The sequence below is a fragment of the Pseudomonas sp. PGPR40 genome, assembly GCF_022014505.1.
Classification (GTDB): Bacteria; Pseudomonadota; Gammaproteobacteria; order Pseudomonadales; family Pseudomonadaceae; genus Aquipseudomonas.
Map to the genome: position 1 here is coordinate 69,921 of NZ_JAKLSP010000031.1, position 23,506 is coordinate 93,426.

General features: G+C 58.5%; 16 protein-coding genes. 6 read left to right on the forward strand and 10 right to left on the reverse strand.

Features of this window, described 5'->3' with window-relative positions:
• Nucleotides 1-457: 457 nt before the first annotated feature.
• The 8 genes from rpsA to mtnA all read right to left on the reverse strand — a co-directional run bounded on the left by rpsA (nt 458) and on the right by mtnA (nt 12,917).
• A complete protein-coding gene (gene rpsA / locus MEB48_RS23720; protein ID WP_030128738.1) occupies nt 458-2,149 on the reverse strand; it encodes a 30S ribosomal protein S1 in 1,692 nt (563 codons plus the stop codon).
• Between the two features lie 120 nt (nt 2,150-2,269).
• The gene (gene cmk, locus MEB48_RS23725) at nt 2,270-2,959 is read right to left on the reverse strand and encodes a (d)CMP kinase (RefSeq protein ID WP_237886279.1); all 690 of its coding nucleotides are present in this window, start codon (nt 2,957-2,959) and stop codon (nt 2,270-2,272) included.
• Nucleotides 2,956-5,163 carry a bifunctional prephenate dehydrogenase/3-phosphoshikimate 1-carboxyvinyltransferase gene (locus tag MEB48_RS23730; RefSeq protein WP_237886295.1) on the reverse strand — a complete coding sequence of 736 codons (2,208 nt, stop codon included), beginning with the start codon at nt 5,161-5,163 and terminating at the stop codon, nt 2,956-2,958. The genes cmk and MEB48_RS23730 overlap by 4 nt, the downstream gene beginning before the upstream one ends.
• 28 nt (nt 5,164-5,191) lie before the next feature.
• The gene (hisC, locus tag MEB48_RS23735) at nt 5,192-6,304 is read right to left on the reverse strand and encodes a histidinol-phosphate transaminase (RefSeq protein ID WP_237886280.1); all 1,113 of its coding nucleotides are present in this window, start codon (nt 6,302-6,304) and stop codon (nt 5,192-5,194) included.
• Between the two features lie 12 nt (nt 6,305-6,316).
• Nucleotides 6,317-7,411: a prephenate dehydratase gene (pheA, locus tag MEB48_RS23740; protein WP_237886281.1), complete on the reverse strand. Its 1,095-nt coding sequence runs from the start codon at nt 7,409-7,411 to the stop codon at nt 6,317-6,319.
• The gene (gene serC, locus MEB48_RS23745) at nt 7,411-8,496 is read right to left on the reverse strand and encodes a 3-phosphoserine/phosphohydroxythreonine transaminase (protein ID WP_237886282.1); all 1,086 of its coding nucleotides are present in this window, start codon (nt 8,494-8,496) and stop codon (nt 7,411-7,413) included. Before serC ends, pheA begins: the two co-directional genes overlap by 1 nt.
• Before the next feature lie 228 nt (nt 8,497-8,724).
• Nucleotides 8,725-11,394, reverse strand: a complete 2,670-nt coding sequence (gene gyrA, locus MEB48_RS23750) for a DNA gyrase subunit A (RefSeq protein ID WP_237886283.1) — start codon at nt 11,392-11,394, stop codon at nt 8,725-8,727.
• 446 nt (nt 11,395-11,840) lie between these two features.
• Nucleotides 11,841-12,917: an S-methyl-5-thioribose-1-phosphate isomerase gene (gene mtnA, locus MEB48_RS23755; protein WP_237886284.1), complete on the reverse strand. Its 1,077-nt coding sequence runs from the start codon at nt 12,915-12,917 to the stop codon at nt 11,841-11,843.
• 107 nt (nt 12,918-13,024) lie between these two features.
• Between mtnA and MEB48_RS23760 the strand changes: the two genes are divergently transcribed.
• The 5 genes from MEB48_RS23760 to MEB48_RS23780 all read left to right on the forward strand — a co-directional run bounded on the left by MEB48_RS23760 (nt 13,025) and on the right by MEB48_RS23780 (nt 18,141).
• On the forward strand, nt 13,025-14,359 hold the full coding sequence (locus MEB48_RS23760; protein ID WP_237886285.1) for a TRZ/ATZ family hydrolase: 1,335 nt from the start codon (nt 13,025-13,027) through the stop codon (nt 14,357-14,359).
• Nucleotides 14,360-14,430: 71 nt separating this feature from the next.
• Complete coding sequence (gene ubiG, locus MEB48_RS23765; protein WP_046042598.1) at nt 14,431-15,129, forward strand: bifunctional 2-polyprenyl-6-hydroxyphenol methylase/3-demethylubiquinol 3-O-methyltransferase UbiG; 699 nt, start codon at nt 14,431-14,433, stop codon at nt 15,127-15,129.
• A 4-nt stretch (nt 15,130-15,133) separates the two neighbouring features.
• The gene (mupP, locus tag MEB48_RS23770; RefSeq protein WP_237886286.1) at nt 15,134-15,805 is read left to right on the forward strand and encodes an N-acetylmuramic acid 6-phosphate phosphatase MupP; all 672 of its coding nucleotides are present in this window, start codon (nt 15,134-15,136) and stop codon (nt 15,803-15,805) included.
• Nucleotides 15,806-16,099: 294 nt separating this feature from the next.
• On the forward strand, nt 16,100-16,840 hold the full coding sequence (locus tag MEB48_RS23775) for a YciK family oxidoreductase (protein WP_030128748.1): 741 nt from the start codon (nt 16,100-16,102) through the stop codon (nt 16,838-16,840).
• 374 nt (nt 16,841-17,214) lie between these two features.
• Nucleotides 17,215-18,141, forward strand: a complete 927-nt coding sequence (locus MEB48_RS23780) for a GGDEF domain-containing protein (protein WP_237886287.1) — start codon at nt 17,215-17,217, stop codon at nt 18,139-18,141.
• 138 nt (nt 18,142-18,279) lie between these two features.
• Here the strand turns inward: MEB48_RS23780 and MEB48_RS23785 are convergent, their stop codons facing one another.
• Nucleotides 18,280-19,041 (reverse strand): iron-containing redox enzyme family protein, encoded by a 762-nt coding sequence (locus MEB48_RS23785; RefSeq protein WP_269137598.1) that lies wholly within the window; start codon nt 19,039-19,041, stop codon nt 18,280-18,282.
• Between the two features lie 76 nt (nt 19,042-19,117).
• On the reverse strand, nt 19,118-21,577 hold the full coding sequence (locus MEB48_RS23790) for an EAL domain-containing protein (protein WP_237886289.1): 2,460 nt from the start codon (nt 21,575-21,577) through the stop codon (nt 19,118-19,120).
• A gap of 225 nt (nt 21,578-21,802) precedes the next feature.
• On the opposite strand from MEB48_RS23790, the gene MEB48_RS23795 reads away from it, so the two are divergent.
• Nucleotides 21,803-23,416: a hypothetical protein gene (locus tag MEB48_RS23795; protein WP_237886290.1), complete on the forward strand. Its 1,614-nt coding sequence runs from the start codon at nt 21,803-21,805 to the stop codon at nt 23,414-23,416.
• The last annotated feature ends 90 nt before the right edge of the window (nt 23,417-23,506 follow it).

Consider the following 23,506-nt stretch of genomic DNA (forward strand, 5'->3'; position numbering starts at 1 on the left):
TTCCTTATTGCCAGGCGGATCGTCCAACGTTCGTTCACTTCAGACTAAGACTAGCCTTGAATAGACGATTGACCTGTATGAAGTTACAGACAGCTTATGTAGATCATTGGTTTCACGAAAGAAAATAAGGCGGCCGAGCAAACTGCTTTTCGTAGGAGCCAGGCTTGCCGGCGAAGGCGCTCTTAAGGACGCCTTCGCCGGCAAGCCTGGCTCCTACAGATCCGATCTACCTTTAACTGACTGGCATTAGGGCACGAAACTGTGGGAGCGGGCTTGCTCGCGAAAGCGGTGCATCAGGCGACATCAATGTTGACTGTGCCGTCGTCTTCGCGAGCAAGCCCGCTCCCACATGCATTGCGCTTAACTGACTGGCATGCGTCAGCACGTCTGGGACTCACCAAATCGCAGACACAAAAAAGGGCGACCGAAGTCGCCCTTTTTTATGGTCTGACAGAACTTAGTTCTGTTTTTCCATTTGTGCACGCAACAGGTCGCCCAGAGTGGTAGGACCAGCAGCGATGCTATCCGAAGGCTTGTCTTTCAAGCTTTGGATGGCTTCTTTCTCGTCTTCAACGTCTTTCGACTTGATCGAGAGCTGGATTACGCGGCTCTTGCGGTCAACGCTGATGATCTTGGCTTCTACTTCTTCGCCTTCTTTCAGAACGTTGCGCGCGTCTTCAACGCGGTCACGGCTGATTTCGGAGGCTTTCAGAGTCGCTTCGATATCGTCGGCCAGAGTGATGATGGCGCCTTTAGCGTCAACTTCTTTCACGATGCCTTTAACGATGGCGCCTTTGTCGTTCTCTTGAACGTACTCGGAGAACGGATCGCTTTCCAGTTGCTTGATACCCAGGGAGATGCGCTCGCGCTCTGGGTCAACCGACAGGATAACGGTGTCCAGCTCGTCGCCCTTCTTGAAGCGGCGAACGGCTTCTTCGCCCACTTCGTTCCAGGAGATGTCGGACAGGTGAACCAGACCGTCGATGCCGCCGTCCAGACCAATGAAGATACCGAAATCGGTGATCGACTTGATGGTGCCGGAGATTTTATCGCCCTTGTTGAACTGGCCAGAGAAATCTTCCCATGGGTTAGATTTGCACTGCTTGATGCCGAGGGAGATACGACGACGCTCTTCGTCGATGTCCAGAACCATGACTTCCACTTCGTCGCCGACTTGTACGACTTTCGAAGGGTGGATGTTCTTGTTGGTCCAGTCCATTTCGGAAACGTGTACCAGACCTTCAACGCCTTCTTCCAGCTCAGCGAAGCAGCCGTAGTCGGTCAGGTTGGTTACACGAGCGGTAACGCGAGTGCTTTCTGGGTAACGGGCTTTGATAGCAACCCATGGATCTTCGCCCAGCTGCTTCAGGCCCAGGGAAACACGATTGCGTTCGCGATCGTACTTCAGAACCTTGACATCGATCTCGTCGCCAACGTTGACGATTTCGGAAGGATGCTTGATACGTTTCCAAGCCATGTCGGTAATGTGCAGCAGGCCATCGACGCCACCCAGATCGACGAATGCGCCGTAATCGGTGAGGTTCTTGACGATACCTTTGACTTGTTGGCCTTCCTGCAGGGATTCCAGCAGAGCTTCACGCTCGGCGGAGTTCTCGGCTTCGAGGACGCTGCGACGGGAAACGACAACGTTATTGCGCTTCTGGTCCAGCTTGATGACCTTGAATTCCAGCTCTTTGCCTTCCAGGTGCGTGGTGTCGCGCACTGGACGGACGTCAACCAGAGAACCTGGCAGGAACGCACGGATGCCGTTAACGTCGACAGTGAAGCCGCCTTTAACCTTACCGTTGATAACGCCCTTGACCACTTCTTCGGCTGCGAAGGCTGCTTCCAGAACAATCCAGCATTCAGCGCGCTTGGCTTTTTCACGGGACAGCTTGGTTTCACCAAAGCCGTCTTCAACCGAGTCCAGCGCAACGTGAACTTCGTCACCGACGTTGATGTTCAGTTCGCCAGCGTCGTTGTAGAACTGCTCAAGCGGGATGAGTGCTTCAGACTTCAGGCCAGCGTGAACGGTTACCCAGCGAGCCTGGTAATCGATATCAACGATAACACCGGTGATGATGGAGCCTGCCTGAAGGTTCAGGGTTTTTAGGCTTTCTTCAAAGAGTTCCGCAAAGCTTTCGCTCATTTTAATTCCTGTTGATGAGGGCGAAGAATACGCCCATCTCCACACCCCAGACGGTATGGGTTAGTTTCATTTAAAAGAAGCCACCGCAGGACTATGACTGGTCCCCCGCGGCCTTCTTGGTCACCCGGCGATATCGCGAATGGCGATCTCGCTCATGATGCGTTCCAGCACCTGATCGATGGATAATTCCGTGGAATCCAGCTGTATGGCGTCAGCCGCCGGTTTGAGCGGGGCTACCGCTCGCTGGGTGTCACGCTCATCGCGTGCACGTATCTCATCTAGCAGACTCGACAGACTAACACCATCGACTTTGCCCTTCAACTGCAAGTATCGACGGCGCGCACGCTCCTCGGCACTGGCAGTGAGGAAAATCTTCAACGGCGCGTCGGGAAATACCACCGTGCCCATGTCGCGACCATCGGCCACCAGGCCCGGCGGCTCCTGAAATGCACGTTGGCGCTGCAGCAGCGCATCGCGCACGGCGGGCAACGCAGCGACCTGTGAGGCGCCCGAGCCGATACTTTCGGTCCGAATGACATCGCTGACTTCGTCGCCTTCCAGAATAATGCGCTGTAGCTGACCGTCGGTCGCCGCGATGAATTGCACATCCAGATGAGCGGCAAGCTTTTTAAGCAATTCCTCATTCGTCAGGTCGACGCCATGGTTATGCGCCGCGAACGCCAGCAATCGATAAAGCGCACCGGAATCCAGCAGGTTCCAGCCCAGGCGCTTGGCCAGCATGCCGGCGACAGTCCCCTTGCCAGAGCCGCTTGGCCCATCAATGGTGATGACCGGTGCGATCTTGTTCACGACTGAGCCTCTTGTGCAACACGGATACCGACCTGCGCGCACAGCGCAAGGAAGTTCGGGAACGAGGTCGCGACGTTGGCGCAATCATGGATGCGGATCGGTGCAGTGGCGCGCAAAGAAGCCACGCTGAAGGCCATGGCAATCCGGTGATCGCCGTGACCATGCACTTCGCCGCCGCCGATCTGGCCGCCATCTATGATGAGGCCGTCCGGGGTCGGCTCACACTTGACGCCCAGCGCCAACAGACCATCCGCCATGACCTGGATCCGGTCCGACTCTTTCACGCGTAGTTCTTCGGCGCCGCGCAACACGGTGCGCCCTTCGGCACATGCAGCGGCCACGAACAGTACCGGGAACTCGTCGATCGCCAGTGGAACCAGCGCTTCAGGGATCTCGATACCTTTGAGTTTAGCTGCCCGCACGCGCAGATCCGCTACCGGCTCGCCGCCAACTTCACGCTGGTTTTCCAGGGTGATGTCAGCGCCCATCAGGCGCAGGATGTCGATCACGCCGGTACGGGTCGGGTTGATGCCGACGTGCTCAAGCACCAACTCCGAACCTTCGGCAATCGACGCCGCCACCAGGAAGAACGCCGACGACGAGATATCGCCCGGCACTTCAATGTGGGTCGCGGTCAGCTTGTGGCCGGATTCCACCGATGCGGTCGCGCCGTTGACGGTCACCGGGTAACCGAAGCCGCGCAGCATGCGCTCAGTGTGGTCGCGAGTCGGTGCCGGCTCGGTGACAGTGGTCTTGCCTTCGGCATACAGACCCGCCAGCAACAGGCAGGATTTAACCTGCGCGCTGGCCATTGGCATGGTGTAAGTCAGGCCCTTGAGCTTGTTGCCGCCACGAATGGTCATTGGTGGACGACCTTCAGCAGCAGTCTCGATCACGGCACCCATTTCACGCAGCGGATTAGCCACGCGATTCATCGGACGCTTGGACAGCGAAGCATCGCCGGTCAGCGTGCTATCGAAGTTCTGCGCAGCCAACAGGCCAGACAGCAGACGCATCGAAGTGCCGGAGTTGCCCAGATAGATCGGGCCCGGCGCAGGCTTCAAGCCATGCAGGCCGACACCGTGAATGGTCACACGACCGTGGTGCGGACCTTCGATGACGACACCCATGTCGCGGAAAGCTTGCAGGGTCGCCAGGGCGTCTTCGCCCTCGAGGAAACCTTCCACTTCGGTGACGCCTTCGGCCAGGGAACCGAGCATGATCGAGCGGTGGGAAATCGATTTGTCGCCCGGTACACGAATCCGCCCAGTCAGGCGGCCACCAGGTTGTGCCAGGAAAATCAGATCGTTGGAATTCATAGCGTCCACATAGGCCCGGCGGGCCAGGATTTTACTGAAATGCTCGCGGGCAACCCGGGCGCGCGTGAACACGCCCAACAATTGGTGCCCATCCCCTGCATCGACCGCGTCGCGCAAGGCGTCGAGGTCGCTGCGAAATGTATCGAGTGTGCGCAGGACAGCTTCGCGGTTGGCGAGGAAGATGTCGTGCCACATGACCGGGTCGCTACCGGCGATTCTTGTGAAATCGCGGAAACCGCCCGCAGCGTAACGGAAGATCTCAAGATTTTCATTGCGTTTGGCCAACGAATCGACCAAACCGAACGCCAGCAAGTGCGGCAGATGGCTGGTCGCCGCCAACACTTCGTCGTGACGCTCGACCTGCATGTGCTCGACGTCGGCGCCCAATTCACGCCACAACCGGTCGACCACCGCCAGCGCGGCCGGATCAGTCTGATCCAGCGGCGTCAGAATCACTTTATGGCGACGGAACAGCTCGGCATTGGAGGCTTCCACCCCGCTCTGCTCGGAGCCGGCAATCGGATGCCCCGGCACGAAACGCGCCGGCATGCCGCCAAACGCCTCGGTCGCCGCGCGCACCACATTACCCTTGGCGCTGCCGACGTCGGTCAGAATCGCTTGCCCCAGGTCCATCCCTGCCAACAGCGCGAGCAATTTCTCCATGGCCAGGATCGGCACCGCCAACTGAATCACGTCAGCGCCCTGGCAAGCCGCGGCCAGGTCTTCTTCGCAGCGGTCCACCACGCCCAACTCGACCGCCAGCTTGCGCGACTGCGGGTCAAGATCGACCCCGACCACTTCGCGGCACAGACCGCTTTCACGCAAGCCTTTGGCAAACGAACCGCCGATCAAGCCCAGGCCGACCACCACCAGGCGACCGATCATAGGTTGCGCAGATTGCAGTGCAGTGACATCAACCACGAGCCATAACCTTGGTCAGCGCCTCGAGGAAGCGGCTGTTTTCAGCCGGCAAACCGATGGTGATACGCAGGTGGTTCGGCATGCCGTAGTTGGCCACCGGACGCACGATCACACCCTCGCGCAGCAACCCCTCGAACACTGGAGCCGCAATGCGTCCCAGATCGACACAGATGAAGTTTCCTTTGGAGGGGATCCAGCTCAGCCCCAACTCACGGAAACCCGCTTGCAGCTGCTGCATGCCGGACTCGTTCAGACGACGGCTTTCGGCCAGGTATTCGACATCTTGCAGCGCGGCACAAGCGGCGGCCAGTGCGAGGCTGTTGACGTTGAACGGCTGACGCACACGATTCAGCACATCGGCGACGATGGCCGAGGACAAACCATAGCCGACCCGCAGCGACGCCAGACCATAGGCCTTGGAGAAGGTGCGCGAGACCAGCAGGTTCGGGTAGGCCGCCAGATAGTCCAGGCCATCGGGCAAGTCGCTGCCTTCGGCGTATTCGATGTAGGCCTCGTCCAGCACCACCAGCACATGCGCCGGTACGTCCTGCAGGAAATCATCCAGCGCTTGGGCGTCGAACCAGGTCCCGGTCGGGTTGTTCGGGTTGGCAATGAACACCACGCGGGTATCGGCATCGATCGCAGCCAGCATGGCCGACAGATCATGACCCCAGTCTTTGGCCGGGATCACTTTTGCCTGGGCACCAACGGCCTGGGTCACGATCGGATAGACCGCAAACGCATGAGCGCTGAACACCGCGTTCAGGCCCGGCGCCAGATAGGCACGTGCCACCAACTCCAGAATGTCATTGGAACCGTTGCCCAGCGTCACCTGATTCAGCTCGACGCGGCACTGATCGGCCAGCAGGGTCTTGAGCGCAAAACCGTTGCCGTCCGGATAACGGGTCAGCTCGGTCAGCGCTTCGCCAATCGCTGCCAATGCCTTGGGGCTGGCGCCCAACGGGTTTTCGTTGCTCGCCAGTTTGACGATATTGGCCGGATCGAGATTCAGCTCACGGGCCAGTTCGTCCACGGGCTTGCCCGGAACGTAAGGCGAAAGTTGTTGCACGCCCGGCTGTGCCAGAGCGAGGAAGTTGCCACTCATTTGCTACCGCCCTTAGAGAACTGCTTTCGGGTAGGAACCCAGCACTTTGAGTGCCACTGCTTCCTGACTGATCTTTTCCAGCACATCTTTGATTAGCGGATCGCGATGGTGGCCGACGAAGTCGATGAAGAACACGTAGGTCCATTTACCGCTGCGCGACGGACGGGTCTCGATACGCGTCAGGTCGATGCCATTGTCGTGGAACGGCACCAGCAGTTCGTGGAGCGCACCGGGTTTGTTGCTCATGGAGACGATGATCGAGGTCTTGTCGTCGCCGGTCGGCGGTACTTCCTGGCTGCCGATCATCAGGAATCGCGTGGAGTTGTCCGGGCGATCCTCGATTTTCTCGGCCAGACGGGTCAACCCGTACAGACCGGCGGCCATGTCGCCGGCAATCGCCGCCGAGTTCCACTCACCCTTGACCCGCTTGGCCGCTTCGGCGTTGCTCGAAACCGCCACGCGCTCGACATTCGGGTAATGGGCGTCCAGCCACTTGCGGCACTGGGCCAGGGACTGGGCGTGGGAATAGATGCGGCTGATGCTGTCGGTCTTGGTGTTTTCACCGACCAACAGATGATGGTGAATCCGCAGTTCGACTTCGCCGCAGATCACCATGTCGTGTTCGAGGAAGCTGTCGAGGGTGTGGTTGACCGCGCCCTCGGTGGAGTTTTCCACCGGGACCACGCCAAAGTTCACCGCACCGGCCGCCACTTCGCGGAACACTTCATCGATCGCCGCCATCGGCTTGCTGATCACTGCGTGACCGAAGTGCTTCATGGCGGCGGCCTGGGTGAAGGTGCCTTCAGGGCCGAGGTAAGCCACTTTCAACGGCTGCTCGAGGGCCAGGCACGAGGACATGATTTCGCGGAACAGCCGCGCCATCTCTTCGTTGCCCAGTGGCCCCTGGTTACGCTCCATCACACGCTTGAGCACCTGAGCTTCACGCTCAGGACGATAGAACACCGGCACTTCGCCTTCGGCCAGCGAGGCCATCTTTACTCGCGCAACTTCCTGGGCGCAACGTGCGCGCTCACTGATCAGCTCCAGGACTTTTTCGTCCAGAGCATCAATGCGCAGGCGCAGTGCCTTGAGTTCTTGCTCAGACATTAGCCGTGTTCCTTCTCGAACTCTGCCATGTACGAAATCAGTGCGTTGACCGCAACGATATCGACGGCGTTATAGATGGAGGCACGCATGCCGCCCACGGAACGATGGCCTTTGAGGTTCAGCAGGCCACGCTCGTCGGCACCCGCCAGGAACGGCTTGTCGAGACGATCGTCGGCCAGACGGAACGGCACGTTCATCCACGAGCGGTCCGACTTGTTGATCGGGTTGCTATACATGCCGCTGGCATCGATGAAGTCGTACAGCGTGCGCTGCTTCACTTCATTGAGCTTGCCGATGGCTTCGACACCGCCCTGCTCTTTCAGCCACTCGAACACCAGACCGGACAAGTACCAGGCCAGGGTTGGCGGGGTGTTGTACATCGAGCCGTTATCGGCCGCGACCTTGTAGTTGAGCATGGTCGGGCAAATGGAACGGGCGTGACCCAGCAGGTCTTCGCGAACGATGTTGACGACGATGCCGCTCGGGCCGATGTTTTTCTGGGCGCCGGCGTAGATCATGCCGAAGCGCGAAACATCCACCGGACGCGACAGGATGTCCGAGGACATGTCGGCCACCAGCGGTACATCACCGGTGTCCGGGATCCATTGGAATTCCAGGCCGCCAATGGTTTCGTTCGGTGCGTAATGAACGTAGGCCGCGTCTTTGGACAGGCTCCATTCGTTCTGACCGGGAATCGCGAAATAGTCGTAAGGCTTGGCGGTGGCGGCAACGTTGACGTGGCCGTAGCGCGAAGCTTCTTCGATAGCTTTCTGCGACCAGATACCGGTGTCGATATAGTCGGCGGTGCCGTTTTCCGGCAACAGGTTCAGAGGAATCTGAGCAAATTGCTGACTCGCGCCACCTTGCAGAAACAGCACTTTATAGTTCGAGGGGATATTCAGCAGATCACGCAGATCCTGCTCGGCCTTGGTGGCAATGGACACGAACTCATCGCTGCGATGGCTCATTTCCATGACCGACAGGCCCTTGCCGTGCCAATCAAGGAGTTCACCCTGGGCGCGCTTCAGGACAGCTTCGGGAAGCGCCGCAGGACCGGCACAGAAGTTATAGGCTCTCTTGCTCACATCCAATCTCGCTCTGATTTGGTGGTCACTTAAATCTTTCGGTCTGCGGATAATCGTCCCCACGCTCTGCGTTGGAATGCATCCAATGACGCTCTGCGTCATGGGACGCGGAGCGTCCCGAGCGGCATTCCCACGCAGAGCATGGGAACGATCCTGTGCAGTGTCGCAAATTTTCATACAGGACAAACAACAAGGGGGCGAATCTTCATCCGCCCCCTGCTTGCCCGCTTACTCTTGCGGCTCTTCGTCAGCGGCGGCGTCGAGTTGCTGGTCTTCGGCAACGTCGTCAATCACGACTTCACCGTCGAACACCGCACCCTCTTCACCTTCTAGCCCTTCGCCTTCCAGCTCCTCGCCTTCGACTTCCGACGGCTCTTGAACCCGCTCCAGGCCCACTAGCGTTTCATCGTTGGCCAGCTTGATCAGGGTCACGCCCTGGGTGTTACGACCCAGGCTGGAGACTTCGTCGACACGGGTACGAACCAAAGTCCCCTGGTCGGAAATCAGCATGATTTCCTCGCCGTCGAGCACCTGGACTGCGCCGACCAGACGGCCGTTACGCTCGTTGCTGACCATGGCGATAACGCCCTGACCGCCACGCTTGTACTCAGGGAACTCAGTGATCGCAGTGCGCTTGCCAAAACCACGCGCCGAAGCGGTGAGGATCTGGCTGCCTTCTTCCGGGATCAGCATGGAAATCAGCTTCTGGCCTTCCGGCAGACGCATACCGCGAACACCGCGAGCGGTACGGCCCATGGCGCGGACGTCGGTTTCCTTGAAGCGAGTGACCTTGCCACCGTCGGAGAACAGCATGACTTCGCGCTCGCCATCGGTAATGGCGGCAGAGATCAGTACGTCGCCTTCGTCCAGCTCCAGCGCGATCAGGCCGACGCTGCGTTGACGGCTGAAGGATTCCAGCGGGGTCTTCTTCACGGTGCCTTTAGCAGTGGCCATGAAGATGAAGTGACCTTCGGTGTATTCCTCGACCGGCAGCATGGTGGTGATGTATTCATCACTCTCCAGCGGCAGCAGGTTGACCAGCGGACGACCACGGGCAGCGCGGGACGCTTCCGGGATTTCATAGGTTTTCAGCCAGTACACCTTGCCTTTGCTGGAGAACAGCAGCAGCGTGGTGTGGCTGTTGGCGACCAGCAGGTGAGCGATGTAGTCCTCATCCTTGACGCCGGTGGCCGATTTGCCTTTACCGCCACGACGCTGAGCCTGGTACGCAGCCAATGGCTGGGTCTTGGCGTAGCCACCGTGGGAAATGGTCACGACGCGCTCTTCTTCCGGGATCATGTCGCCCAGGGTCAGGTCGAGACGGGCATCGAGAATCTCGGTGCGGCGCACGTCGCCGTACTCGGCACGGATCACTTCCAGCTCTTCGCGGATCACTTCCATCAGACGCACGGCGCTGTTGAGGATGCGGATCAGCTCGCCGATCTGGTTGAGGATCTCTTGATACTCGGCCAGCAGCTTTTCGTGTTCCAGACCGGTCAGACGGTGCAGACGCAGCTCCAGAATGGCTTGCGCCTGCTCTGGCGACAGGAAGTACTTGCCGTCGCGCAGACCGTATTGCGGATCGAGGTTTTCCGGGCGGCACGAATCGGCGCCGGCACGTTCGACCATCGCAACCACGGCAGTGGATTCCCAAGGCGTGCTGATCAGCGCTTCCTTGGCTTCCGACGGCGTTGGCGAGGCCTTGATCAGGGCGATGACCGGGTCGATGTTCGACAGGGCAACGGCTTGACCTTCCAGAATATGGCCACGTTCACGCGCTTTACGCAGCTCGAACACGGTACGACGGGTCACCACTTCGCGACGGTGACGCACGAAGGCTTCCAGCAGATCCTTGAGGTTGAGGATCCGCGGACGGCCATCGATCAGCGCGACGATGTTGATACCGAACACCGCTTGCAGCTGGGTCTGGGCGTAGAGGTTGTTGAGGATCACCTCTGGCACTTCACCGCGACGCAGTTCGATCACGACGCGCATACCGTCCTTGTCGGACTCGTCGCGCAGTTCGGTGATGCCTTCGAGCTTCTTCTCCTTGACCAGCTCGGCGATCTTCTCGATCAGACGGGCCTTGTTCAGCTGGTAAGGCAGTTCGGTGATGACGATCTGCTGACGACCACCGACCTTGTCGATGTCTTCGATCATCGAGCGGGCACGCATGTAAATGCGCCCGCGACCGGTGCGGTAGGCTTCGATGATGCCGGCGCGACCGTTGATGATCGCGGCGGTCGGGAAGTCCGGACCGGGGATGTATTGCATCAGCTCGTCGACAGTCAGCTCAGGGTTGTCGATGAGTGCCAGGCAACCGTCGATGACTTCACCGAGGTTGTGCGGCGGAATGTTGGTCGCCATGCCCACGGCAATACCGCTGGAGCCGTTGACCAGCAGGTTGGGAATGCGGGTCGGCATGACCGCCGGGATCATTTCGGTGCCGTCGTAGTTCGGCACCCAGTCCACGGTTTCTTTGTGCAGGTCAGCCAGCAGCTCGTGCGCCAGCTTGGTCATGCGCACTTCGGTGTATCGCATGGCCGCGGCGTTGTCGCCGTCCACCGAACCGAAGTTGCCCTGACCGTCTACCAGCAGGTAACGCAGCGAGAATGGCTGCGCCATCCGAACGATGGTGTCGTACACCGCGGTGTCACCGTGCGGGTGATACTTACCGATCACGTCACCGACAACACGGGCAGATTTCTTGTACGGCTTGTTGAAGTCGTTGCCCAGCTCGCTCATCGCGAACAGCACACGCCGGTGCACGGGCTTCAAGCCATCGCGCGCATCCGGCAGTGCCCGCCCGACAATCACGCTCATCGCGTAGTCGAGGTAGGACTGCTTCAGCTCGTCTTCGATATTGACCGGGAGGATTTCTTTGGCCAGTTCGCCCATGAGAAGCCTGATTCCTTTTTCTGGTGAAACTTCGTCACATCCATATGGGACGAACGAAGCTCGCCGATGCAGACTGAGTGCCGTGCACCGACTTACGACAAATCAACGAGTTATGCCATGGATCTGCGCAGTAAAGGCAGCCGCATCAGGCTACCCTGGAAACCGCCGGATGTTATCACAAGAGCCGCCACGCACCTATCCCCCAGATGCGCATGGAGCATAGTTAGTTGACTGGTGGCAGGCTTGAAGGGGACGAGAGGGGCTTAGAGCTATATTGAATGGAGAATCAGGGGCTTGATCAGCGATATTTGTTGACTGTCAGGGCCTCTTCGCGAGCAAGCCCGCTCCCACACTGGATCGGTGTCGCATACAAATTATGCGACCGACTCGGCCCAATGTGGGAGCGGGCTTGCTCGCGAAGGCAATTTATCAGACGCCAAAGAGCCTTAATGCAACCGCTTACGGCACATCAACTGCGCCATTTTCGCCGTGTCCGGCCGTTCGACGATGCCTTTTTCGGTAATGATCACATCGATCAAATCCGCAGGGGTTACGTCGAACACCGGGTTGAATGCATCGACATCCGCCCCGACCCGCTTGCCGCCGACTTCCAGCAACTCGCGGCCGTCGCGCTCTTCGATGGGAATTTCGTCGCCGCTGGCCAGGTTCATGTCGATGGTCGAACTCGGCGCCACCACCATGAAGCGCACGCCGTGGTGCATGGCGTTGACCGCCAGTTGGTAGGTGCCGATCTTGTTCGCCACGTCGCCATTGGCGGTGATGCGGTCGGCGCCGACGATTACCCAGGTCACACCCTTGGTTTTCATGATGTGCGCGGCGGCGGAGTCAGCATTGAGGGTCACGGGAATGCCCTCATTGGCCAATTCCCATGCGGTCAATCGCGAACCTTGCAGCCATGGCCGGGTTTCATCGGCATAGACGCGCTCGACCATACCTTCGATGAAAGCCCCGCGAATCACCCCCAGCGCCGTGCCGAAGCCGCCGGTGGCCAATGCGCCGGTGTTGCAGTGCGTGAGGATCGCCTGGGCGTTGCCCTGATGCTTGCGGATCAGGTCGACACCCAGCTGGGCCATGGTCAGGTTGGCTTCGCGATCACTTTCATGGATGGCGATGGCTTCGGCTTCCAGCGCCGCCAGAGGGTCTGCATCTTCCTTGAGACGATCCAGGCGGTCACGCATGCGACTCAAGGCCCAGAACAGATTCACCGCCGTTGGACGGGAATCAGCCAGCAACGCGAAATCCTCTTCCCACGCTGCCTGCCAGTCACCGCCCTCGGCCATTCGGGTGCGGGCTGACAGCACCATGGCATATGCCGCACTGATACCGATGGCCGGGGCGCCGCGCACCACCATCGAGCGAATGGCCTCAGCCACACCCGCAGCGCTGGTGTAGGCGATCCAGGTTTCCTCGAACGGCAAAATACGCTGATCCAGCAGGTACAGTGCGCCATCACGCCAATCGATGGCCTTCACCTTCTCCGCAGCCAACAGTCGATCGCGCATCCACTTACCCCGCACTCATGAAAAAAAGCCGCCGATTATAGCGATCCCCCCGCGAAGACGCTCGGGTATACTTCGCCATCCTTTACAAAAGCCGGAACCGATTCTCGATGCCGACCCCCACCGCTACGCTCGACCTATTATTGCTGCCGACCTGGCTGGTACCCGTCGAACCGGCTGGCGTGGTCCTTAAAGAGCATGCCCTGGGCATCCGCGACGGTCGTATCGTATTTGTCGGCCCGCGTGCAGCAGCCTTGAAGCTTAACGCAACCGAAGTCCGCGAATTGCCGGACATGTTGCTCAGCCCCGGCCTGATCAATGCCCACGGGCATGCGGCAATGACGCTGTTCCGCGGTCTGGCCGATGATCTGCCACTGATGACCTGGCTGGAAAACCACATCTGGCCTGCTGAAGCCAAATGGGTAGACGAAGCTTTCGTACGCGACGGCACTGACCTGGCCATCGCCGAGCAGATCAAGGGCGGCATCACCTGTTTCTCCGACCTGTATTTCTTCCCCAAGGTCGCCAGCGAATGTGTACACAACAGCGGCGTTCGCGCCCAGATCGCCATTCCGATCCTCGATTTCCCGATTCCAGGCGCCAGTTCGGCGGATGAAGCCATTCGTCAGGGCGTGGAATTATTCGGCGATCTCAAGCATCACGAGCGGATCACAGTCACCTTCGGCCCCCATGCACCCTACACCGTGGGCGACGAAACCCTGGAAAAAATCCGCGTTATCGCCGAAGAGCTTGACGCCTCGATTCATATGCACGTCCATGAAACCGCTTTCGAAGTGCAGCAGTCGGTCGAGCAGCGCGGCGAACGCCCGTTGGCCCGCCTCGGCCGCCTGGGCCTGCTCGGGCCGCGCCTCCAGGCCGTTCACATGACCCAGATCAGCGATGAAGACCTGGTGCTGCTGGTAGAAAGTAACACCCATGTGATTCATTGCCCGGAGTCGAACCTGAAACTGGCCAGCGGTTTCTGTCCGGTGGAGCGCTTGTGGCAGGCCGGGGTCAATGTGGCTGTCGGCACCGATGGCGCGGCCAGCAACAATGATCTGGACCTGCTCGGCGAAACCCGCACTGCTGCGTTGCTGGCCAAGGCCGTTGCCGGCTCCGCCACCGCGCTGGACGCCCATCGAGCCCTGCGCATGGCCACGCTCAATGGTGCCCGCGCACTGGGAATCGAAGCTGAGACGGGTTCGCTGGAAGTCGGCAAAGCGGCGGACATCGTTGCGTTCGACCTGTCGGGCCTGGCACAGCAACCGGTCTATGACCCGGTTTCGCAACTGATCTATGCCTCCAGCCGCGATTGCGTGAAACACCTTTGGGTCGCTGGCAAGCAACTGCTCGACGACCGCCGCCTGACCCGCCTGGATGAAGCGCAACTGTGCGCCACCGCCAAGGCCTGGGGTCAGCGCATCAGCGGCCATACCGAATCGTAAGCACCGAATTGTAAGCACCCTGGACCGAAACCGGGGCAACAGGATTTTTCAAGTTTTAGAGGACTGACACCATGAGCAACGTCGACTACGCCGAAATCGCCAAATTCGAAGCCCTGGCCCATCGCTGGTGGGACCGCGAAAGCGAGTTCAAACCGCTGCACGACATCAACCCGTTGCGGGTCAACTGGATCGATGAGCGCGTCAATCTGGCTGGCAAGAAAGTCCTCGACGTCGGTTGCGGCGGCGGCATCCTCAGCGAAGCCATGGCTCAACGCGGCGCGACCGTGATGGGCATCGACATGGGCGAAGCGCCGCTGGCGGTTGCTCAGTTGCATCAGCTGGAATCCGGCGTGAGCGTCGAGTACCGACAGATCACCGCCGAAGCGCTAGCTGAAGAAATGCCTGAACAGTTCGACGTGGTCACCTGCCTGGAAATGCTTGAACACGTGCCGGATCCGTCCTCGGTGATCCGCGCCTGCTTCCGCATGGTCAAACCGGGCGGCCAGGTGTTCTTCTCCACCATCAACCGCAACCCGAAAGCCTATCTGTTCGCCATCGTCGGTGCCGAATACATCATGAAGTTGCTGCCGCGCGGCACCCATGACTTCAAGAAATTCATCCGCCCGTCGGAGCTTGGCGCCTGGAGCCGTATGGCCGGCCTGACCGTCAAGGACATCATCGGCCTGACCTACAATCCGCTGACCAAGCACTACAAACTGGCGGCCGATGTCGACGTCAACTACATGATCCAGACCCTGCGCGAGGAGTAAGCCGATGCGTATCAGAGCAGTTCTTTTCGACATGGATGGCACCCTGCTCGACACCGCGCCGGATTTCATCGCCATCTGCCAGGCGATGCGCGCTGACCGTGGTTTGCCACCAATCAACACTCAACACATTCGCGATGAAATTTCCGGCGGCGCCAAAGCGATGGTCGCCGCAAACTTTTCCATGGACCCGGAATCGCCGGGGTTCGAGGAACTGCGTCAGGAATTTCTCGACCGCTACCTCAAGGGTTGCGCGGTCCACAGTCATCTGTTCGACGGCATGGCCGAGGTGCTGGAGAAAATCGAAAAGGCCAACCTGATCTGGGGCGTGGTCACCAACAAACCGGTGCGTTTCGCCGAGCCGATCATGCAGCAACTAAACCTGGCCGAACGTTCGAAAGTGCTGATTTGCCCCGATCATGTGAAGAACAGCAAACCGGATCCGGAGCCGTTGATCCTGGCGTGCAAGATGCTCGACCTGGACCCGGCCAGTGTGCTGTTTGTGGGTGACGACCTGCGGGACATCGAGTCCGGCCGTGATGCCGGCACCAAAACTTGCGCAGTGACCTACGGCTATATTCACCCGGACGACAACCCGAAGCACTGGGGCGCGGACGTGGTGATCGATCATCCGCTGGCGCTGCTCGAAGTGTTGGATAACGCGTTGTGCAGCTGCTGAGCTGAGATGCTTTTGTAGGAGCCAGGCTTGCCGTAATGCCAGTCAGTTAAGGCTCGGAACACTGTAGGAGCGAGCTTGCTCGCGAAAGCGGTATATCAGGCGACATCAATATTGACTGTACTGCCGTCTTCGCGAGCAAGCTCGCTCCTACAGGAATTTCGCTTAACTGACTGGCATTAAGGCTTGCCGGCGAAGGCGCTCTTAAGGACGCCTTCGCCGGCAAGTCGGATCGCCGCACCGCTGGCTCCTACGAAAAGCGGTACAGGTCCGCTTTATTTGTGTTGAGGGTTTTTTATGTTTGATTATTCCGCCCATCCCGAATTGCTCAAGGACCGGGTCATCCTGGTCACCGGCGCTGGCCGTGGCATCGGTGCTGCCGCTGCAAAAACCTACGCTGCCCACGGCGCCACCGTGCTGTTGCTGGGCAAGACCGAAGCCAACCTGACTCAGGTCTACGACGAAATCGAAGCGGCCGGGCATCCAATGCCGGTGGTGATCCCGTTCAATCTGGAAACCGCCCTGCCCCATCAATACGATGAACTGGCAGCCATGATCGAGACCGAGTTCGGCCACCTCGACGGCTTGCTGCACAACGCATCCATCATCGGTCCCCGGACCCCGATCGAGCAGCTGTCCGGCGAGAACTTCATGCGCGTCATGCACGTCAACGTCAACGCCATGTTCATGCTCACCAGCACCCTGCTGCCGCTGCTCAAGCTGTCTCAGGACGCCTCGGTGGTGTTCACCTCCAGCAGCGTCGGTCGCAAGGGTCGTGCGTACTGGGGCGCTTACGGCGTTTCCAAGTTTGCGACCGAAGGCCTGATGCAAACCCTGGCCGACGAAGTGGACACCGTGGCACCGGTACGCTCCAACAGCATCAACCCCGGCGCCACCCGCACCAGCATGCGCGCTCAGGCCTACCCCGGTGAAAACCCGCTGAACAACCCGACACCCGAGGAGATCATGCCGGTCTATCTTTACCTCATGGGGCCGGACAGTACCGGCATCAACGGCCAGGCGTTCAACGCCCAGTAACGCCCGTGCGTCGCTTTTGTGCCGCGACGGATTCCCGCCGCGGCATTTAAAATCGTGGTAACCGCCTCTGTTTCAAGTCAAACAAATGTCACCCAACCCCCTGACATTCCTCGTGCAACCCTCCATCCTTTTGATTTAAAACACTTTTTTATCCGACTGAACCGAATGGCATGACTTTCGCTCTAATTCTGTTCAGACACGCCGTGTGAAAGCAGACGAGGCGGAGCTTGAGCCGAGAGGTTACTAATCTTCGGCAAAGCGGACTAAACTCGTGCCAAATGTCCTACGGGACTGATGGACCAGTATGACGCGCAGCCCAAAGCCGCTCTCACCCAGCCTGTAAGACAGCCTTACTGCTTAGGGGCTCACGCCACATGAAATCATCTTCCCAGACCAACGCAATTGACTTCGACAATGCCAAATTGCAGCGCCTGGGCTTTGGTCAGCAGCCTCCCCTCCTGGAGCGTCCCGTCAGTCTTGCGCTGTTGCGGCAGGAGCTGGGCCTGCAACTGCAAACCAGTCTTGAGCCGCAACGCATTCTCGGGCTTTTCTTTCGCGAAATTCAACGCCTTGTGCCGCTGGATGCCTTGAGTTATGAGCATCAGCCCAGTGACTTGCGCCTGCTATTCGGCGCGCGGGGTCATCATTCAATCAGCTACAGCCTCAGCCATGAAGGTGAGGAATTGGGTGAGCTGGTGTTCCGGCGCAATCAACGCTTCAGCGAACAGGAACAGGGCAACCTGGAGTCACTGTTATCGACTTTGCTCTTCCCCATGCGAAACGCCCTGCTCTACCGAGCGGCGACTCAAAGTGCATTGCGCGATCCGCTGACCGATACCGGCAATCGCATCGCCATGGATCAGACGCTGGAACGGGAAATCGAGATGTCGCGGCGACACTCCCAACCCCTGTCACTGCTGATGCTGGACATCGATCACTTCAAACAGATCAACGACACCTACGGGCACAGTGCCGGTGATGACGTATTGAAGGCCGTCGCGGCTTCGATCAAAAACCAGTTGCGCAACGTCGACATGGTTTTTCGGTTTGGTGGCGAAGAATTTTTGATCCTGCTTTCCAACACCAGCCGCGAGGCCGCGGCCATGGTCGGTGAAAGGCTGAGATTTGCGGCGCAAGCTCAGGACTATATGGCCGAGGGCAAGATGATCGAGCTGACGGTCAGCATCGGTTGCTCGACGCTGTTGCCCGGCGAATCTGCCGAGAGTCTGCTGCGACGGGCCGACAGTGCGTTGTATGTGGCCAAGCGCGAGGGGCGAAATCGCCTGGCGATGGCGGGCTGATATTTCAGCAACGCCGCATAACCAAATGTAGGAGCGAGCTTGCTCGCGAAGGCTGCTTAACATTCAACTGAGATGGTGAATGGCAAACCGCCTTCGCGAGCAAGCTCGCTCCTACAGTTGTCTTGCGTAGTCTTCAGATCAGCTTTCGGCCAACGCCATCCGCTCACGGGCTACCGGGGCTTTCCCTGCCAGTTCCAACTGCATGCAACGTTCCAGGAACAGATACATGTAGTCGTAACTCTTGCAAACAGCCTGGCGCAATTCCACTTGCAGCGCTTTGCTCGGGTTCATGCCTGCCAGGGTGCAGATGATTTCCAGCGCTTCCCATGGATGGGCATCGTCATACTGGGCGTGCATCTTCAACCACTTCATCGCCCGCTTGCGATCCTCCTCGGGGAATGAAGCCGCGTAGACACCATTGGAGCACACCAGGGCCGACCACTCTCCGGTCGCCCCTTCGATGGCGTAGTTGGTGGCGGCGATGGCCACGATCAGCGAATCCGACGAACTGGTGTGCCAGCACCAGTGGCTCAAGGCGTGAAGCTCAGGGGCCACTTGTTGGGCTTGCAGATCTTCCAGGCTGATACCGTGAGCACGGCTCCAATGCACCCAGTAATCGGCATGGTTCAATTCGACGCGAATGTTGCGCATCAGCCAGCGACGCGCCATGTCTTCGCCAGGGTGGCGCGCAAAACGGGTCTTTGTCAGGTTCTGTGCCATGTATAACGCGAACTGTTCGACCACCGGCCAGCCACCAATAAGGTACTGACGCATGGTTTTTGCGCTGAGTTTGTTATCTCGCATGCGTTGATACAGTTCGTGTCCGACTACCCGGCGCTTGCTCTCGCTGCAATCCTGGATCAGTTGCTGAGCCCAGGCGGGATAACTTGCAGCTTCCATGAGTGGTCCGGTTCTGTTGAATATGTCGATCACTGTCGCGCTCCTTTTGATTGTGATTTTCAGATCGGCAAGCGTTTCAACGGAACGTGCCTGGCGCCTTGAACAATAAAGGTCGGGGCCGGGCAGGACGACTTAGCAGACTATCCAGGGTAAACAGATGCGGGCGTTCAATCACATACCCTTGAGCGTAATCCACCCCGATCTCCAGCAATGCCTGCTCGATCTGAGGTGTTTCAACGAACTCGGCAATCGTGCGCTTACCCATGACATGACCGATGTGATTGATCACTTCGACCATAGCGCGGTTAATCGGGTCGTCCAGCATATCCTTTACGAAACTCCCGTCGATCTTCAGGAAGTCTACAGGTAAATGTTTCAAGTAAGCGAATGAGGACATACCGGCGCAAAAGTCATCTAGCGAAAAATGACAACCTAAACCTTTGAGTTCATTGATAAATCTAATCGCACTGGGCAAATTTGAAATGGCGCTGGTTTCTGTAATTTCAAAACAAATCATTTCAGGCGGAATCGAGTATGCAACAAACTGTTCACGAAGGAAGTCCAGAAACGCCTCATCTCCGATAGTAATACCTGACAGATTTATCGCACACATGGCCAACGGCTCTTCGCGCTCTTGCGCAATGCATTGGGCAATGACCTTGAAAACGTTCTCCACCACCCAACGGTCAATCGACGTCATCAAACCGTAACGCTCGGCGGCCGGAATGAAACTGTCCGGCAAGATCATGCGCCCCGCTTCGTCATGCAGGCGCAGCAGGATTTCGATATGCCCGCGGCCCTGCTCGCCAGCGCCAAGGGGTGCGATTTCCTGCGCGTACAGACAGAAGCGGTTTTCTTCCAACGCCACATGCAGGCGCTGCACCCAGGCCATCTCGCCAAAGCGCAGGGACAGCTCCGAGTCATCGGCGTGATAGACCTGAACCCGGTTGCGGCCCTTTTCCTTGGCCATATAACAGGCCATATCAGCGGCACGCAGCGAAGCTTCAAGGGTGGCCGGACTCTGGGCCACATGCATCAGACCGATACTCACAGTGGTTACGAACGGCCGGCCTTTCCAGACAAAGTGCAGGTTCTGCACGGTCTGGCGCAGGCCTTCGGCGATTTTCTCGGCTGCTTCCGGCGCACAGTTTTCCAACAGAATGCCAAACTCGTCGCCACCCAATCGCGCCAAGATGTCACCTTCGCGCAGACCTGATTGCAATAACGCACAGATATGCCGCAACAGTTCGTCGCCCGCCGCATGACCGCAGGTGTCGTTGACCAGTTTGAATTGATCCAGATCGAGAAACATCAAGGCGTGACGCCCCGCCTGGCGCGTCAGGTTATGCAGAGCCTGTTCGAGGCGATATTCGAACTCGCGGCGGTTGGCCAGTCCGGTCAGGGCGTCATGAGTCGCCTGCCAGGACAGCGTGGCGATGTATTGCCGCTCCTGGGTCATGTCATGCAGCACCAGCACGGTGCCACTGACTTTTCCGGCGTTGCGGATCGGCGCGCCGACCAGAGTGACCGAAACCGTGCTGCCATCCAGGCGCTGGATCAGTTTGGAATGCTCGCTGCCACCGCTGAGCTGACCATTCAAAATGTGCTCGATCAAGGTAAAACCGTCAGCTTGGGCGTTCTCGTCCAGCAGATTGAACAGCGCTGCCAACGGCAACCCCACCGCCTGTTCGGCCTTCCAGTGAGTCAAGGCCTCGGCAGCCGGATTCATGTAGGCGATCGCGCCCTCGACGTCCGTGGTGATTACCCCGTCGCCAATCGATTGCAGAGTGATCTGCGCCCGGTCTTTCTCCAACTGCAAGGCATCGGCGAAGGCATGACGCTGCTTGAGCAGTTTGTGGGTACGCAACAATGCCAACACAATCAAACCCAGCGCGGTGGCGAGGTTCGTCATCAATAACAGCCGAAGAATCATCCGCGAGCCTTCACCCAAGGCATCGCTGAACGCTTTGGCGGCAGGCGTCACGCCATCGTTGATGGCAAAAATCTGCTCCCTCCAGCGTTTGACATCGGCATCGGTGACCTGGCTATCGGCAATGCGCTGATGCATCTCGCGCGAGACATCATCGAGTCGCACCAGGTACGCATCACCGACTGCCCAGAGTTCGATGGCTTTTTCAAGGTAACTGAAGTGGCGGAAATTGAGGTACAGCCAAATCAGGCTGGAAACATCGTCCGGGTGATTGCCGCCCTTGAGGATCGCGATTCGCGCCGCCTCGATATCAGGGGGGCGTTGATCCAGCGCCAGACGCAACTCATGGCCGCCCTGAGGCACGGCAATTGCGTTCTGGTATTTGAGAAAAATCGTTTCGTCGCGACTGTCGGCGTAGAGATTGAGGTAATAGATGGCGTCTTTCTGGCCCTTGGACCACAGGCTTTCACCGCCGACGTAGCCGCGTACCGCCGAAAGAACGTAAAGGCTGACACCTCCCAACAGAGCCTGAAATAACACGACAGCGATAAATGGCCAGACGATACCCAACAACCGTGGCGTTCCGAGAGTCCGTTTCTGCTTCATGAGGTCCCTTGCATGATCACTGCCTGATCTTCCGTCTCTATCAGACCATCCCCTCAAGACTAGGAGGCGTTCCCGGTTCCGGCAAGCGGCGGATCAGCCTCAGTGCGGTACAAGCGTCACGGCATATGGGCATATATATATACAGCCACAGCAGATTTGAAGATCGATTTACTGGGTACTCCAGGTTTTCCCTCTGTACGGGAACTCGTTCATAAGGAGTACGACATGACATCGACGTCTTTAGCTGCGCCCGACCCCGCCGCCAACGAAGAATCTCGCGCCAGACAAACGCTCGGGCTTGATGACGGCCCGGATATCGACACATTCATTCCCCAACCCACCGCCCTGGATCGAAAACGGTTCAAGGCCTTAGTGCTCGCGACACCTGCCCTTGCGCAATCCATGACCATCGACACGTACAAGGCAAAACACATCAATGCCCGAATCGTCGACACTGTAAAAGACTTCATGAACGGCAAGTCCTTCCTGATCCGTCGCTTGAGCGGTGATGTATTGCGTCTAGCATCCGCCGAGGAACTGCGCGCGACGCCTTCGGTTTTCCTCCTGCGGATACTGAACTCCACCGAAACGCTCGATCTGGCAGACCGGCTGCTCAAGAAGCTCAAGTGGTACGGTGCACTGCCCGGCGAACAGACACCGGCCGCCGTACGCTATCAACTGGTTTGCAAAGCCATATGCCTTTACCTTCACGCGCCATCGGCCGACGAACCGCAAGAGCTCGCCGGCTTCCGCTGGCAAGACCCGGCACACTTGGGCAAAAGCTATCAGACCCTGCGCAGCGAATTCGAACAGCACTTACTGCATACCCGGCGTGTTATCAATACCCACGAGGCGATATTACTGGCGCACGTGTTCCAGACCCTGCTTTCAAAGGATTTCGCCGTGCGCGATATCCCGTCCGAACTTCGTTACAAGAGTTCGGTGGTGTGGGTGAATTTCATGCACGGCGTGCTGCTGGCCGATGAGCTTGGCCTGAATCGATCGCAACCGTTGTCCTTTCAACAGCTCGTAGACCTGCCTCTGGAGCACAGCGTCGGCGCCTCGCCCGAAACGCTTGAAACCATCGCGCGACTGCGGTTGAGTCCTGCTCTGGAATGGGCGGTCTGCATGGGGGTTGTAAAATCGCGCACGGCGTCGGACTACGACAAGGAGGATATCAAGCGAGCGATGGCGGCTCTGGAAAGCCAAAGCGAAAGCCTGAGCAAAGCCGTGATGACGCTGGATTTACCACCCCCTGAAAGAATGAAGATGGCCAAACAGGTGAAAGACAATTTGTTTGGTGCTGATACGTTCGAATCGGACGGGCGCAAGTTCTTGCCTGAGATGCCACCAAGCGGTTTGGGGCCCAAAGACATGCCGACTTTGAAACTGCCAGGCCACGCGTTTCTCGACCTCTATGCAGACGGCCAATTCGATGACGGAAAAACATGGTTTATCACCGGCTCCGATGGCAAAACGCAAACCGACCGAACGTTCAGAATCGACGACGAGCGAAACTACCATGCAATGGCAAAGGACCATTATGGCGATTACAGACAGATCTCTTTCGGGAGGTCCCTTGGCAGGACGTTACCGGACATCAACGCGCAGTTTGAAATCGACTTCAGAAACTATCTCACAACCATCAAGACGGCCTATCAGACCCTGATCGTCAGTCTACTGGCCTCATTGCCACTGGCTGACCGGTGGGCGCTGGAACAAGGTGACGTTCAGGTGCTGAGCCTGCGCCAGCAAGATAGGTCGGGCGGGCAGCAAGCACGAAAGGGTTTCGTTTTAAAGGTCAGCCCTTTCAAGGTGTTTTCCCTTTATGGGCCTTAAGCACCCGGTCGGTCGACACATGAGCATTGGCAGCCTTTCCCTCCAGCCATTCCTTGGGCTTGGCGATTTTGGGGCCGCGGATGCTTTTGG

Bases quoted from the DNA above. Each gene is read 5' to 3' on its own strand.
- rpsA (WP_030128738.1), bottom strand. From the start codon at position 2,149: ATGAGCGAAAGCTTTGCGGAACTCTTTGAAGAAAGCCTAAAAACCCTG.
- MEB48_RS23730 (WP_237886295.1), bottom strand. From the start codon at position 5,163: ATGATCGGTCGCCTGGTGGTGGTCGGCCTGGGCTTGATCGGCGGTTCG.
- hisC (WP_237886280.1), bottom strand. From the start codon at position 6,304: ATGAGTGGCAACTTCCTCGCTCTGGCACAGCCGGGCGTGCAACAACTT.
- pheA (WP_237886281.1), bottom strand. From the start codon at position 7,411: ATGTCTGAGCAAGAACTCAAGGCACTGCGCCTGCGCATTGATGCTCTG.
- gyrA (WP_237886283.1), bottom strand. From the start codon at position 11,394: ATGGGCGAACTGGCCAAAGAAATCCTCCCGGTCAATATCGAAGACGAG.
- mtnA (WP_237886284.1), bottom strand. From the start codon at position 12,917: ATGCGCGATCGACTGTTGGCTGCGGAGAAGGTGAAGGCCATCGATTGG.
- MEB48_RS23760 (WP_237886285.1), top strand. From the start codon at position 13,025: ATGCCGACCCCCACCGCTACGCTCGACCTATTATTGCTGCCGACCTGG.
- ubiG (WP_046042598.1), top strand. From the start codon at position 14,431: ATGAGCAACGTCGACTACGCCGAAATCGCCAAATTCGAAGCCCTGGCC.
- mupP (WP_237886286.1), top strand. From the start codon at position 15,134: ATGCGTATCAGAGCAGTTCTTTTCGACATGGATGGCACCCTGCTCGAC.
- MEB48_RS23775 (WP_030128748.1), top strand. From the start codon at position 16,100: ATGTTTGATTATTCCGCCCATCCCGAATTGCTCAAGGACCGGGTCATC.
- MEB48_RS23780 (WP_237886287.1), top strand. From the start codon at position 17,215: ATGAAATCATCTTCCCAGACCAACGCAATTGACTTCGACAATGCCAAA.
- MEB48_RS23785 (WP_269137598.1), bottom strand. From the start codon at position 19,041: ATGGAAGCTGCAAGTTATCCCGCCTGGGCTCAGCAACTGATCCAGGAT.
- MEB48_RS23790 (WP_237886289.1), bottom strand. From the start codon at position 21,577: ATGAAGCAGAAACGGACTCTCGGAACGCCACGGTTGTTGGGTATCGTC.
- MEB48_RS23795 (WP_237886290.1), top strand. From the start codon at position 21,803: ATGACATCGACGTCTTTAGCTGCGCCCGACCCCGCCGCCAACGAAGAA.